The 14,361-nt window shown below is 52.0% G+C and carries 12 protein-coding genes; 3 read left to right on the forward strand and 9 right to left on the reverse strand.

The annotated features are described in order from the left end of the window. Window positions 1–90 precede the first annotated feature (90 nt). The 7 genes from betA to MIB40_RS15930 form a co-directional block, all read right to left on the reverse strand. Window positions 91–1,785: a choline dehydrogenase gene (betA, locus tag MIB40_RS15900; RefSeq protein ID WP_249696290.1), complete on the reverse strand. Its 1,695-nt coding sequence runs from the start codon at window positions 1,783–1,785 to the stop codon at window positions 91–93. 73 nt (window positions 1,786–1,858) lie between these two features. Continuing rightward, window positions 1,859–3,322, reverse strand: coding sequence for a betaine-aldehyde dehydrogenase (gene betB / locus MIB40_RS15905; protein WP_249696293.1), 1,464 nt, complete (start codon window positions 3,320–3,322; stop codon window positions 1,859–1,861). 49 nt (window positions 3,323–3,371) lie between these two features. Continuing rightward, window positions 3,372–3,995 (reverse strand): transcriptional regulator BetI, encoded by a 624-nt coding sequence (betI, locus tag MIB40_RS15910; RefSeq protein WP_249696295.1) that lies wholly within the window; start codon window positions 3,993–3,995, stop codon window positions 3,372–3,374. A 79-nt stretch (window positions 3,996–4,074) separates the two neighbouring features. Then, complete coding sequence (locus tag MIB40_RS15915) at window positions 4,075–5,979, reverse strand: monovalent cation:proton antiporter-2 (CPA2) family protein (RefSeq protein ID WP_249696297.1); 1,905 nt, start codon at window positions 5,977–5,979, stop codon at window positions 4,075–4,077. Beyond that, a complete protein-coding gene (locus tag MIB40_RS15920) occupies window positions 5,976–6,581 on the reverse strand; it encodes an NAD(P)H-dependent oxidoreductase (protein ID WP_249696299.1) in 606 nt (201 codons plus the stop codon). Before MIB40_RS15920 ends, MIB40_RS15915 begins: the two co-directional genes overlap by 4 nt. Before the next feature lie 36 nt (window positions 6,582–6,617). Beyond that, window positions 6,618–7,433, reverse strand: a complete 816-nt coding sequence (locus MIB40_RS15925; protein WP_249696301.1) for an SDR family NAD(P)-dependent oxidoreductase — start codon at window positions 7,431–7,433, stop codon at window positions 6,618–6,620. 128 nt (window positions 7,434–7,561) lie between these two features. Beyond that, a complete protein-coding gene (locus tag MIB40_RS15930; RefSeq protein WP_249696302.1) occupies window positions 7,562–8,410 on the reverse strand; it encodes an enoyl-CoA hydratase/isomerase family protein in 849 nt (282 codons plus the stop codon). Window positions 8,411–8,721: 311 nt separating this feature from the next. Here MIB40_RS15930 and MIB40_RS15935 point away from each other — a divergent pair, with 311 nt between their 5' ends. Next, on the forward strand, window positions 8,722–9,543 hold the full coding sequence (locus MIB40_RS15935; protein ID WP_249696304.1) for an endonuclease/exonuclease/phosphatase family protein: 822 nt from the start codon (window positions 8,722–8,724) through the stop codon (window positions 9,541–9,543). A 66-nt stretch (window positions 9,544–9,609) separates the two neighbouring features. Here MIB40_RS15935 and MIB40_RS15940 read toward each other — a convergent pair whose 3' ends face one another. Then, window positions 9,610–10,632 carry a PNPOx family protein gene (locus MIB40_RS15940; protein ID WP_249696305.1) on the reverse strand — a complete coding sequence of 341 codons (1,023 nt, stop codon included), beginning with the start codon at window positions 10,630–10,632 and terminating at the stop codon, window positions 9,610–9,612. Between the two features lie 157 nt (window positions 10,633–10,789). Here MIB40_RS15940 and MIB40_RS15945 point away from each other — a divergent pair, with 157 nt between their 5' ends. Both MIB40_RS15945 and MIB40_RS15950 read left to right on the forward strand, forming a co-directional pair. Further along, the gene (locus MIB40_RS15945; RefSeq protein WP_249696307.1) at window positions 10,790–11,827 is read left to right on the forward strand and encodes an AraC family transcriptional regulator; all 1,038 of its coding nucleotides are present in this window, start codon (window positions 10,790–10,792) and stop codon (window positions 11,825–11,827) included. A gap of 122 nt (window positions 11,828–11,949) precedes the next feature. Next, on the forward strand, window positions 11,950–13,257 hold the full coding sequence (locus MIB40_RS15950) for a DsbA family protein (protein ID WP_249696309.1): 1,308 nt from the start codon (window positions 11,950–11,952) through the stop codon (window positions 13,255–13,257). A gap of 71 nt (window positions 13,258–13,328) precedes the next feature. On the opposite strand, the gene MIB40_RS15955 is transcribed toward MIB40_RS15950, so the two are convergent. Beyond that, window positions 13,329–13,814 carry a lipocalin family protein gene (locus MIB40_RS15955; protein WP_249696311.1) on the reverse strand — a complete coding sequence of 162 codons (486 nt, stop codon included), beginning with the start codon at window positions 13,812–13,814 and terminating at the stop codon, window positions 13,329–13,331. Window positions 13,815–14,361: the final 547 nt, after the last annotated feature.

Here is a 14,361-nt window from a genome sequence, read left to right on the forward strand (position 1 = left end):
GTTATCAAATAATGCCGCTGTATTTCCAAACCAGGCGATTCAAAGCCTGGCTTGGAGATACAACCGCGAAATAAGGCACAAGTATTCAGCTTAGCGCTGTGCCGTCTGGTAATTCGGGTGTATCCAAACCGGAACCTGGGCGGCCGGCAGCGGAGATTTTCCAAGAATCATATCCGCTGCCTTTTCGGCCACCATAATGGTGGGAGCATTCAGGTTACCGTTAGTGAGTGTCGGGAACACGGAGGAATCAACTACCCGCAGCCCATCGACACCGCGCACACGACACTGAGCATCCAGCACCGACATCGGATCGTTGTCAGCCCCCATTTTACAGGTACAGGCCGGGTGGTAAGCACTTTCGACATTGTCACGCACCCAGGCATCGATCTGCTCATCGCTCTCGACATCAACCCCCGGCTGGATCTCTGCCCCCCGGTAATGATCCAGGGCTTTCTGATTAAGCAGCTCGCGGGTCAGACGTATGCAGCGTCGCCAGTCTTCGCGATCTTGCTCGTTCGACAGATAGTTAAAGCGAATCGACGGTGCCTGTTCCGGATCGCTGCTTTTGATGCTGATCGAGCCGCGACTCAGGGGCTTGTTGGGACCCACATGGACCTGAAAACCATGACCGGCAAAAGCCGCATTGCCATCGTAGCGCATGGCCGCCGGCAAAAAATGGTACTGGATGTCGGGCCACTTCAAACCGGCCCGTGAACGAATAAAGCCGCAGGATTCAAAATGATTGGTGGCACCCAAACCGTCTTTCAGCAACAGCCAGCGCAGACCGATCAAGCCCTTGCTAAACCAATCCAGCTTGCTGTTCAGACTGACCGGCTGGGTACATTCAAACTGGAAATAAACCTCCAGATGGTCCTGCAGATTCTCACCGACACCGGGCAAATCCAGCACCAGTGGCACGCCGGCTTGCCTCAACACCTTTGAAGGACCGATACCCGACAACTGCAACAATTGCGGCGAACCGACAGAACCTGCCGACAGAATCACTTCACGGCGCGCAAAGACTTGCTGAAGTTGTCCGCGATGGGCGTACTCGACACCGGTGGCCCGTAACGAATCGGCGGCGCTTTTCTGTCCACTGCTCCCTTGCGTTAAAACTTTGTGACTCATCACTTGGGTCAGCACGGTTAAATTTTTCCGTTTCATAGCCCGGCGCAGATAAGCGTTCGACGTTGAACTGCGGACCCCGTTCTTGACCGTCATATGCATCGGGCCGAAGCCCTCCTGCTGGTATCCGTTGTAATCCCTGGTAATGGGATATCCCGCATCGGCACCGGCGTCGATAAACGCCTGATACAACGGATTAAGCCGCATATTATTACCATTGCAGGTGCCTACCGGTCCGCTGCCACCCCGGTAATCATCTTCACCGCCTTGCCAGGTCTCGGCACGCTTGAAGTAGGGCAGGCAATGCTGGTAATCCCAACCTTCGGCACCGGCTTCCTGCCACTGGTCAAAGTCGCAGGCATGGCCACGCACATAGACCATGCCGTTGATCGACGAGGAGCCGCCCAGGGTTTTGCCCCGAGGGGTATGCAGGGATCGATTATTGATATGGGGTTCGGGTTCCGAATGAAACTGCCAGCACAATCGCTCGGTGTTCATCGGATACGACAGCGCGGTCGGCATCTGCACAAACAGACTTCGGTCACTGCCGCCGCGCTCAAGCAATAGCACCTGGTGCTCACCACTGGCCGTAAGACGATCAGCCAGAACGCAACCGGCGGATCCGGCACCCACGATGATGTAGTCGTACTGCGGTGTCATGTGATGGGGATTCCTCTGTTCATGTTCATCGGGGTCGCGCGACCCTTCGGCCAAGCCATAACGACCGGCTCAATTAATACGGCCGCTCAATGTCGCCCAGTTCGACGTAGACACTTTTCGTTTGGGTGTAATGATAGAGACTCTCCATACCGTTTTCCCGACCGATGCCCGATTCTTTATAGCCACCCACCGGCATTTCAGCCGGCGATGCTCCCCAGGTATTGATCCAGCAGATCCCCGCTTGCAAGCGATTGATGACCCGGTGGGCACGACTGATGTTCTGAGTAAAGACACCGGCGGCGAGTCCAAAACGGGTTGCATTGGCGCGCTCCACGACCTCATCCTCATCACTAAAACGCAGCACCGACATCACCGGCCCAAAAATCTCATCGGTGACATGGGGCATATCATCCTGGCAATCGACGAATACAGTGGGTTGTACGAACGCCCCTCGGTCGAGGCCGTTGCTGGTCACCCGCTGGCCGCCACAGAGCAATCGAGCACCGGCTTGCTGGGCAGCATCGATATATGACATCACCTTATTAAGGTGTTGCTGGGAGATCAATGCACCGACCTGAGTCTCGGGATCTTCGGGGTTACCAATGATCATCTGCTCGGTGCGCAGCTTCAGTTCGGTCAGGAATGCGTCATAGATATCATCGTGCACAAACACGCGCGTACCATGGGTACAGACCTCTCCCTGGGTATAGAAGTTGGCCAACATGGCACCGGAGACCGCATTGTCGATGGCACTGTCAGGAAAAATAATCAAGGGGGATTTACCCCCTAACTCCATCGTAACCGGCTTCAAACTGCCGGCGGCGGCGGCCATAACGGTTTTACCGGTACCGCATTCACCGGTGAAGGAAACCTTGGCAATACGGGGATCGGTGGTCAGCATCTGGCCCACTCGATAGTCCCCTTGCACCACATTGAAGACGCCATCGGGTAAGCCGGCTTCGCTGTATATTTCCGCCAGTTTCAGCGCGCTCAGCGGGGTTTCCTCGGACGGCTTGAAGATCATCGAATTTCCCGCGGCCAGCGCTGGCGCACTCTTCCAGCAAGCGATCTGGATCGGGTAGTTCCAGGCACCAATGCCGGCACACACCCCCAGAGGTTCACGACGACTGTAAAAGAAGTTCGTCCCTCCCAGATCCTGGCACTCCCCCAGAATCTTGTCGGCCAATCCGGCGTAATAGTCGATTACCTCCGCGCCCGACAGAATATCCACCGCCACCGCTTCCTGATAGGGCTTGCCGGTATCGCGGACTTCCAGCAGAGCCAGCTCATCATTACGTTCGCGCAACAATTCGGCGGCGCGGCGCAGAATGCGCCCACGTTCGGCACCGCTCATCGCGGCCCAACATTCCTGCCCCTCTTGTGAGGAGGCAATCGCCTGCGCCATCTGGGCACTGTCGGCCTGGGCCACAGTCGCCAACGTCTCACCGGTCGCCGGATTAAGGCTCGGAAAAGTTTCCTGCGCGGGCGTATCGGTATAACGGCCGTGAATAAAATGTTGAACAATTGCCGTTGTCATAGGTTTGGTGCTCGCTCTTGCATCGGAGGATAGGATAGTTCGTCAAGGGTTAGCCGCCGCTAACAGCTTTTGCGGTGGTCGTTTCGAGGCTGGCGGGTAAACAGCGCTGTAGATAGTCGACAATCAGCGACCGGGCCAGCTCTTTATTGATGCCCTCTGGCGACAGCGCTCCCCGCAGCCATAGACCGTCAATCAACGCCGCCACACCATGGGCAATAAAGTGCGCTTGCTCGCTGTCGACCAGCTTTTTCAACTCATAACGCAGATGGGATAACAGCCGCTTCTCATTGATACGCTGCAAGCGGTGCAATGCTGGTTTGTGCATGCCGTAAGACCAGAAGGTCATCCAGGTTTTGGCCACCTTGGGGTCAATTTGGCTGTCGTCAAAATTGCCGGCTACGATCGCCAGAATGCGCCCTCGAACATCGTCGTGGCTAATACCGGCTAACTGCTGCCGGGTGGCATTGGAAAGGTCCAGCAACACCGCACGCATGGTGGCTTCGAGCAGCTCATCCTTACCGCCAAAGTAATGATTAATGATTGCCGGAGACACACCCGCATAGCTGCTGATCATAGCCACACTGGCTTTGTGCAAACCCACCGCATAAATCGCCTCCATAGTGGCATTGATCAGCTGAGGCTTGCGAATTTCGGGCATGCCAACTTTGGGCATCGGGTCGCCTTATTTTAATTTAAATAAACGTTTAATTAAGAATACGGAGAAGCCCGCCCTATTACAAGGCGGATTGCCGCTACTCGAAATCGTCCAGATAGTGCTTCGGTGGCGGCGTCCAGCCCGAGCCCGACGTATCATGGCCATCCTGGCGATTGCGCTTGATGGCCGAGACCAGTCTTTTTTCGATCTCTAAAAACAGGTCGAGATAGCTTTTGGTAAAGCGATTATCCGCCTCGCCTTCGTGCCATTCCTGACAGATCTCCTGCCGGGATTCCTGTTCCACCTTGTTATAGGCGGCTTTCATCTGTTCCACTTTAAAGGGATGCACATCCAGAACCTTCAAGGCTTCTCCTCCCAGCTCCAGGGCGGAGTAATAGGTTTCAGAGACCACGATGTCGGCACCCGCATGGGTAAGATCGTAGCCATGGCCGCGATCGAACGCCCGCGCCAGAATGCTCACATGGGGATGAAACTCCTTGACGTGTCGGACCATGTCCAAAGCACGAACCGGATCATCGATCGCCACAACCAACAATTTCGCGTCTTCAATCCCTGCCGTATGCAACAGGTCAGGTCGACTGGCATCGCCATACCAGGATTTGATATTCACCCGGCTGACACGGTCAATGACCGTCGCTGAATGATCAAGTACCACCGTAGGTATCTCGTTGGCCACCAGCAAACGATTGACGATCTGCCCGAACCGGCCAATGCCTGCGATGATCACAGAACCCTGCTCGTCGATCGCTTCTGCCGGTTGTTCGGCCTCTTCAGCCTGATAAAACTTCAACACGAGCTTGTCGAAAACAATAAAAAGAATCGGCGTCAGGAACATCGTGATGGCAACAACGGGAGACAGAATATTGGCCACATCCTGAGGGATAACATTGTTCTGGACCGTAAAGCTTAATAGCACAAAACCAAACTCACCCGCCTGCGCCAGGCTCAGAGTCAGCAACCAGCCATCATTGCGGCGAACCTTGAACAGGCGCGCGAGCAAAAACAGCACCAGCCCTTTCACGATCATGATCGCAAAGACAGCAAAAAAGATAATGCCGGCGTTGCTGGCAACCAGATCAAAATTAATACTCGCCCCGACCGTAATAAAAAACAGGCCAAGCAAAATACCTTTGAAGGGTTCTATATCCGTTTCCAACTCATGGCGAAATTCGCTGTTCGCCAACACCACTCCGGCTAAAAAAGTCCCGAGGGCCGGCGACAAACCCACCAGACTCATCAGCGCAGAAATTCCGATCACCAACATTAACGCAGTCGCGGTAAACATCTCCCGCAAGCCTGTATCGGCAATAAACCGAAACAGGGGCCGGCTGAGAAAATGTCCACCTACGATCACTACGGCAATCGAGCCCAGCACAACCAAGCCATAGAGCCATCCCGGCAGATGAGACACCAGATCATTTGTCCCTTGATGGTCATCGACTGCGGCATTTCCGACCCCACCAAGTTCCGACATGGCCAACAACGGAATAAAGGCCAGCATGGGAATTACGGCTATGTCTTGAAACAACAGCACTGAAAAAGCGGACTTGCCACCTTCCGTTTTTGCCAACCCCTTCTCTTGAAACGTTTGCAGCACAATGGCCGTGGAAGAAAGAGACAACACCATGCCGATCGCCAGCGACACGGAACAACTTAATCCCAGCATGATACAGACGGCCATAATCAGCAGACTGCTCAGTGTTACCTGTAAGCCTCCCAGCCCAATCAGCTTATTGCGCATCCCCCAGAGCATGCGTGGGTCAAGTTCCAGGCCTACCAAAAACAGCATCATCACGACGCCAAATTCGGCAAAGTGTTGAATCGTAACGGTTTCGGACCCAACCAATCCGGTCAGAGGGCCAATCACAACGCCGGCAATCAGGTAACCCAGCACCGAACCCAGGCCCAGGCGCTTGGCAATAGGAACCGCGATCACCGCAGCGCACAAATAGATAAATGCCTGTATAAAATATCCAGTCATAAAAGTATGCCGTTAAAATCTGTGTCCAGGTGTTCAAGTTGTTTGGCTTTCTCGAAATCTACACGATCCTCTACCAACGCTTCCAGCAGCTGTTGCCACCGGGCAAGGTGGTCGTTCAGTCGATGATCTTCAACAGCGGTTCGTGAGCCAAAAATAACGAAGGGGGCAATAAAATTCATTCGGCACAAATTGGCCGTTTGCTCCAGCGGACGCAACAATTCACGCAGACTAAAGTGGTTATAGCCATCTTCCTGATAGGCTTTTTCCTCACCACCGGCACTGATCACAGGCAACAGCACTTTGTTCTTGAGTGCCGTCCCCTGCTTGCCGTAGGCGAAATTGTATTCCAGCACCAAATCCATCCAGTCTTTCAAAATAGCGGGGGTTGAATACCAGTAGAAAGGAAACAGAAAAATCACCACATCATGCTGACGCAACCTCGTTTGTTCCGCAGCCACATCGATATCATGGTTGGGGTAACGGGCGTACAGATCAATACAGGTCACGCCGTCGATTCCGAATGCGGTGTTAAACATCGGCCGATTCACTTCCGATTGATCCTGAGCCGGATGGGCAAAGAGTATTAATACTTTTTGAGTCATGAAAACACCGAGTCCATTATAGATCTGTTGCCGATATCAAACCGGCAACCCCAGGGCCGTCAGTTGCTGCTCTATTGCCAGCACCAGCTGTTCGCATTTTGTGTCATTGAGCGCGTCAGAATGGGGCTGGCCAAACTGGCCGATATCGTTATCAAAATACAATCCCGAAGCCTTGGCAAACTCCTCAGACAGCGCCGCTCGCATCAAAACATCGGCGCCAATAGCAAGATCTTTGCCCGCCACACCGAAGCCCTCTTTCACCATTTTACTGGCTAACAAAGAACCCGGATTAACGGCAATTATCGCCGGCCCCGTATCACCCAGACCATGCGCCATCTGCCGCGACCACATGGTCAGTGCCAACTTGCTTTGGCCATAGGCAGAAAAATCTTCCTTGACTGCCTGATTGCCCGCCATGGCATCCAGATCGACCGCTTCCTGGGCCGCTGAAGCCAGGTTAACGACTCGCCCCGTGCGATCCATCAACGGCATCAGCCGCTTCGTCAACAGATAGGGGGCCAGGGTATTGACCACGAAACGCACATCGAGATGATCTTTAGTGATCGGTTGGTCCGTTTTATACACGCCGGCATTATTAATAATTACATCGAGACGGGTATGCCGTTCGCTCACCTGCCTGGCCAACTTCTCGACCTCCGACAAATCGGACATATCCGCCTGATAGCTTTCGACTACACCGGCGCTCAGCGCTTTCAGTTTGTTTTCGACGGTCTGCAGCTTTGCCGGGTTTCGACCATGCAACAACAGATGATGTCCCTCGGCAACCAGCTTTTCGGCGGTTACCAAGCCAATGCCATCGGTCGCTCCCGTTAATAAAATAATGCGGTGCATGCGGATCTCCTTCGTTTGCCTCAGTGGCATCGATAATTCAGGCCATTAGGTTATGTTTGTGTCATGCCAGAATTGACTGGCAACCTGCCAATCTGACGATGCAGACTTTTTACTTCCAGGTACCTGAATCAGTCTTTGATATCCTGGATGCTTACCAACATATCCGGCCAAATATGCTGATTTTTCATATCAAACTGAGCGCCTTGCTCATCAGCCCACTTGAAGCGTTTTAATGCCGGTGTTTGACTGGTGGCCTGATACAGCCAGTAGGCTTCTTCACGCAGCGCGGCTTCAATGGGCAAGTCGACAGAAGCATACACCGCCTGCTTGGTGGCATTGATGGACTCCGAGGGCCACAGCGCAATGCGTTCTGCCAGAGCATCGACATAGGGACCAATTTCATCGGCGTCGAACGCTCGATTGATGGTGCCGTAGGCTTCCGCTTCATCGGCATCAAAGTCTCGGGCTCCAAGAACTATCTCCAATGCTCGACCCAGGCCAACCTGACGCGCCATACGTGATGCACCGCCACCACAGGGAAGAATGCCCATACCCACCTCCATCTGCATAAACCTGGCCTTACCTCGAGCGGCAAAACGCATGTCGCAGGCCAGGGCAAATTCGTGACCGCCCCCTCTGGCATAGCCTTCGATCTTGGCGATGGTAGCCTGAGGCAGTTTGCTGATTCTTTCCAGCACCACTTGCAGATCGAGCAATTGCACCTCGTCTCGGGTGCAGGCCTTACTCGACATATCTTTCAGGAAGTTGGTGTCAGCATGGGCAACAAAGATATCCGGATGAGCCGACTGGAACAGAACCACTTTAATCGCCTTGTCGGCCTCCAATTTTTGCGCCAGCATGTTCAGGTCTGCCAGCATCGGTAATCCCTGAATATTGACGGGCGGGTAATCAAACGTAACCCTGAGAACGCCTGCCTGAGCTTCAGCAGAAAAGGTCGTAAAGCCTTGATACTCCATGGTCTTCTCCCTGTTTTAGCAACAATGGGGTGATCAGTGTGGATGTCACCGTACCGGCTTTGATATCCACCTCGATCACAGGTCATCAAGTATAGTCTGGCTTTTGTTGCCCAAGACGGGCAGCGCAGGCAACCATCCACGAAGATCAACGCCACAGGCATCTATCTCCAGCTCTTCTCTTAACCTGGCCTTCTGCCCACAACCAGCCCGGAGTCCACTACACTCAATAAACTGCATTGTAATTCGACCAGGCTTTTGGGCTGGGGCCTGTCGATAATATGGCATCACACGGCCCTTCGGGAGCCTTCGTCATGGCCAAAATCCTCTCTTTTGCCTCCTGGAACGTTGAACACTTTCGCGGTAAGCCCGAACGGGTAGACCGTGTCGTTGAATTACTCGATGAAACAGATCCCGATGTCTTTGCCCTGTACGAGGTCTATGGCAAAGATGTTTTCCAGGGCCTGATGGACAAAATGAGCACGCATAATTTTTTCCTGACAGAAAACACCCGCGATCACGATATGGAAATACTGATTGGCTTCAGGCGCTCACTGTCAGTCTTTGTTACGCAACGTGAGGAGTTCCGATCCAAGGTGCCAACCTTGAGACCCGGCGCCCTGGTCACAGTCAGGCGCTCCGGCAAGGATTATATGCTCCTGTTCCTGCATGCCAAATCCTTTCCAGATCCACGTTCCTGGGGACTACGGGACGACATGTTCAAGCATGCCACCAGTCTGAAACGTAAACTGGACCGTGCCAGCGCCCCGGATCAGGCACGATACCTCTGCCTCGGCGACCTCAATACCATGGGACTCAACGCCACTTACAATAGCCTCAGCGACCTGAGCGCGGAGCAGGAGATTGAATCAGTCACCCGTCGATTCAAGGCCGCCAGAATGAAGCGATTGAGCAAAACCCACGAACTCAGTTGGTGGAACGGTCGAGATAACTACGCCCCCGGAAGTCAACTCGACCATGTCTTCGCTGACAATCAATTGAACATGAAAACCTTTGCGGGTGGCGCCCAGGTTCAAGTGATCGGCTGGCCAGAAAAGGCGACACTCTCCGAGCAACGACAATGGATCGATGAATACTCGGATCACGCGCTGATTTATGGAGAGATTCATTCCTGAGAGATACACCTGGTGATTCAAACCAGACCAGCAGACCAGCAGACCAGCAGACCAGCAGACCAGTGATTAATAGAGATTTTTCAGATCGTGCTTCACTACTGCGCCAACCACCACTTCTGTCGCCTTACCCAATAACCCAAAACCGTTCATATGCGCGGCCAACGCTTTGGGAAATGACGTTATATCGGTTTTACACATCATATTATCGGGGTGCCATAGCCTGGCTTCTTCCAAGTGAGAATCGGTGGCAAACTGACTGGACTTAATACTGACCCTAATGCCCACTTTGGGTATCTTGCCATTCACCGCACAGCGAGCAAGCAGCCCATCACCTGATACTATGTCAGCGACACCCATAATTCTCAGCGTATTGCTGGTTCCTGGCATTAAAAACAGCAGTTCAACCTCGGCACAATCGATGATATTTCGCAAACTCACCGCCACCTTGTTTCCCGGCCGCTCAGGGATTATCAGCGTCGAATCTGCCATCTGCCTGACGAAGCCGGGCTCATCACCCCGGGGGGACAACTCTGTTTTTCCTTCGGCATTGATCGTTTTCAATAATAGATACGGAGATTGAGCAATCATATTCTCAGCGCACAATCGTGAAGCTGCTGCCGGCGACCATAAATTTGCCCGGACCGCAGCCCGCGAGCAATGAAAATACAACTGCTCAATTCTGAACCAACCACAGCCGTCACCTTCATGCCTAACAACGCCATTGATACGCAATGCATGACCAATGCCCGGAACGAGCAAATACAAGCTGGCAGCCATCGGTGATTCGCTCGCACTCTTCATTTCCGGTACTGGCATCGCACCCAGAGCCAGAGTATTCCCATCAATAATATGTAGTCTCTCTTGCGTACAAGGTATCGAACAGATAGCAACTTCGGGTGAAGACGAAGCTAGAAAAGCCAGCTTTGCCAGCCCGATAAACTCTTTTGAATAAGCATCAAGGGCGTTTTTTATGCGCTTATCCAATGTTTTGGAGTAATCCGGAATAATACGCCGCAGGGTTTCTATCGACTCGATTTTGGAAATTTCAGCCGAAGCCTGTGATAACGAGTTGTTTCTATCAGGGGGCATATTGCATACCTGCTCAAGGTTTGAAATTATGCTATTCAGCATATTATGAAACTCGTGGAAGGTTGGAGGTCGATGGTGTCAAATCTGTGGAATATTGAGTCAATCCCAAACACCTCGGGTATTAGATGTCACCACAGTTTTACTGGTTTGCGCTTTCATGCACAGTAATCACGACAGACTGCCTATCCACAACGTTTCTGCGATTGCTGCGATTGACCTTGCCCATGAGTTGATTCATCGAGGACTATTGCGCGCAACACAGATCGCCGGTATCTCAACCGTTATGGCTACGCGGTATGAGGAACATCAACAAGGGATTTCGATTATAGAAAGGCGAGTCAGCGAATATGATTTTGTCTCACTGTGGCAAATAGCCGACAAGGCCGTTTCTTCAAAGGTTTTTCCTGGAACGGACCTTGGCATTGAGTTGGGCGTCACCGTTAACCCTCAAGCGAAAGGCCTACTGGCGAATTGGATTTCTTGTTATGACACTCTTGGGCAAGCCTTTACCTGTTTTCAGGAAAACATTCGCCTGTTAAACGGGGCCGAATCCTGGTTTTCAACGGATCAGGGAAATCAAATTAAGCTCAGTTTCAATTTCAACTCTACATTTACCTACCCCACAATGGCCATAGAGCGTAGCATGAGCGCCCTGCTAGCCTGGTCAGCCTATTTTTGTGGTGACATCATTGATGCTCAATCTGCCACCTTCACTTTTAAAGCACCTCATCACGCCGATCGGTATCCTTCTATTTTCGGCGATAACATACGCTTTAATGCAAACGAAAACGCTATCTGCATAAGCAAGGCGAAGTTCGAGGCACCACTCACGAGCGCCAACCCTTACCTTAAGGAAATACTGAAGGAACGCTCCGGCAGGATAGATCTTAACGAGCCATCAATCATTTCGGCGAAGCAACAAGTGGCTGCACTGCTGCAATCTGACTTAATGACGCACTCAAATATAGACAGGGTATCGCAGCAACTGCACATGAGCAGAGCAACACTCTACAGAAAATTAAAAGAAGAAGGGACAACATTTTCCAAACTACTCAAGAACGAAAGACTTAATCGCTTGCCCGGGGTCGTATCCAGAGACTGCAACAGTCGTGTCGCTTGTGAAAAACTAGGCTTTAAAGATGTTAGCTCTTATTACAAATTTCTTAAACGCACCGAAGTCCAGAGCTCGCTCTGAGATGGCCCAAGCTTCCACAATACATTTGTGATTAATAGGATTCAGGCAGTAAAGCCGTCGCCACTGTGGCATGGTAGTAAACAGAACTGCATCGATCCGTCGACAAAGGAATGAAAAGCCGCATGAGAAGTCACCTCCAGCCCTGGATCGCCAGAGCACTCTCAAGCAAGCAATTGTTGCGCGGAAAACGATGGCTGGCAGAACGGCGGCGACGATACCGACGACAACCTCATTGCTTGCAAGTTTTTATTAAAGTGGATGACCCTTACAGTTATCTACTGCTGCAAGCACTTCGAGAATTCGAACAGCGGTATCGGGCCGAATTTCAATACTATATTGTCTCCCGGCTTTCGCATGATATGTTTCCGGAACCTGAACTCTGGCACAACCATGCGTTTCGAGATGCCGCTCACGTAGCGCGGCTGTACGCATTTGATTATCCAGATTCGATCGACCAACAACCTGAGGCGGTGACCGAAGCGGTCGCCGCACACTTGCTATCCCTGAGCGAGCAAGCTGATTTTTGCCAACGTGCCGTCACTGTCCTCGGCGATTACTGGACGGGCCAATACGCGGCCAACAACCGATTTGCCGACCCTGCTCCAACACTCGATAAAAACGATCGGCTGCTGGTGTCATTGGGACATTATTACAGCGCCATGATTCATTACAACGGAGAGTGGTATTGGGGCGTAGACCGACTCTCTCATCTGGAGCAGCGACTTAACGATCTCGGGCTGGCTGCCAACTCGAGTGAAGATCTTGTTTACGACCAGAGCTACCGTCTCTTTTGTCAGCGGCTGCCACTCAGTGATGCTGGCCCCCAACGCCCGACCACCCCATTAAGATTGTTTTTTTCCGCTCGCAGCCCCTATTCCTATCTCGGCCTTGAACGAACCGTCAAGCTAGCACGGCATTACCAGATCCCCCTGGAGATCAAACCCGTCTTGCCGATGATGATGCGGGGCATGAACGTACCCTCGGCAAAAAAATGGTACATCTTTCATGACACCAAACGCGAAGCTCGGCGTCTGGGTATCGATTATGGTTTTGTCGCCGATCCCTTGGGGCCCGCTGTCGAGCGCTGTTATGCGTTGTTTGAGTATGCCTGTGCCGAAGGCAAGGAGATCGATTATCTGTTGAGCTTTGCTCGTGGCGTTAACGCCCAGGGCATTCGTGCCGAGACCGACACGGGACTCCAACGTATCGTTGAACGTTGTGGACTAAACTGGTCGACGGCCAAACCCCTGTTAAAGCAAAACAGCTGGCGAGACTGGGTTGAAGATAACTATGCGCAAATGCATCAGCTGGGTCTATGGGGTGTCCCATGCCTGCAATATGGGGAACTGGTCGTTTGGGGGCAAGACCGTATAGATGTTATCGAACAGGCGATATGCCGAGCCATTGTCAGCCATAATTCACAACTTTAATTCAAAGCCTTAAACGGAAACGTTGCTTAAGGTAACTCTTACCAAGAGCCTCACAGGGACAACATCCTGCACTACTGCTCGACCAGAATCACCTGCTCAGCATCAAAGCCTCTGCGTTTTGCCTGCACCATAAAGTGATTAATCAGCTCATCGCTAACGGTCGGGGTTCTGGCTAAAAGCCACAGATAGGAAGTATCCGGTCCGGAGACAAAGGCATATTGATACTGATCATCCAATTCGAACACCACATAAGAGCCATAAAACGGACCGAAAAATGAGACCTTGAGATAGCCCTGATCGGTATCATTAACAAAAAACGCCTTGCCTTCGGCTTCTTTCCATTGGTTATTTTCTTTCGAGTAACCCCGATTAATAACCTTCACTCCGCCATCCTTTCGCAGTTGGTATTCAGCCGTCACCTGAGTTAATCCACATTCAAACGAATGATCCAAGCGTGCTACTTCATACCACTTACCGAGATATTTTCTTAACTCAAAATCCTCAACCGGCTTGACTGACTCCGGCATACCCAGGCACCCCGTAAGCATAATAGTCATTATCACAACCAGCGTCTGATTCATCATCGCTCCAGTATCTGTGTGGATGGTTCATATATCTTGTCAGAAAAGACCGGTCAAAGGAAAACCATTGCACGCTGTTAACTCGAACAGCACCTTCAATCTCTAAGGGTAAGGATTATTGCCTCACTTTTTTGATCTGGCCTGTAACCGTTTGTCGCTCAGGTAACCAAGCGTTCTCTCATTATTGTGAAAAGCAGCGATGAAAGGCGTCAGAGCCATTTACACAACACCTTTATTGGTCCGACATTCACCGATTAATGCATTACTTATCGATATTGGTCGTCTTAAGGCACCTCTGAATAATTCGAATAGCGCACTGCGGAGCCTGAAAACCGCTTTTATCAAGGCGAAGCTCGCCATTCATGTCCAGACCTGGATAAGAGCTTCAACACAGAGAAAAGGCTTTTCAGGCCGGTCCTTCGGGGCTGACAGGCGAACCCAGACTCTTTGTTACGCCTTCTTGAAAGGTCTCGACCTTACGGCAAAGGCGTGCCGCGACTCTGAATTCGCCTGTAAGCCAGAG

This window comes from Aestuariirhabdus haliotis, assembly GCF_023509475.1.
In the GTDB taxonomy this organism is placed as follows: domain Bacteria; phylum Pseudomonadota; class Gammaproteobacteria; order Pseudomonadales; family Aestuariirhabdaceae; genus Aestuariirhabdus; species Aestuariirhabdus haliotis.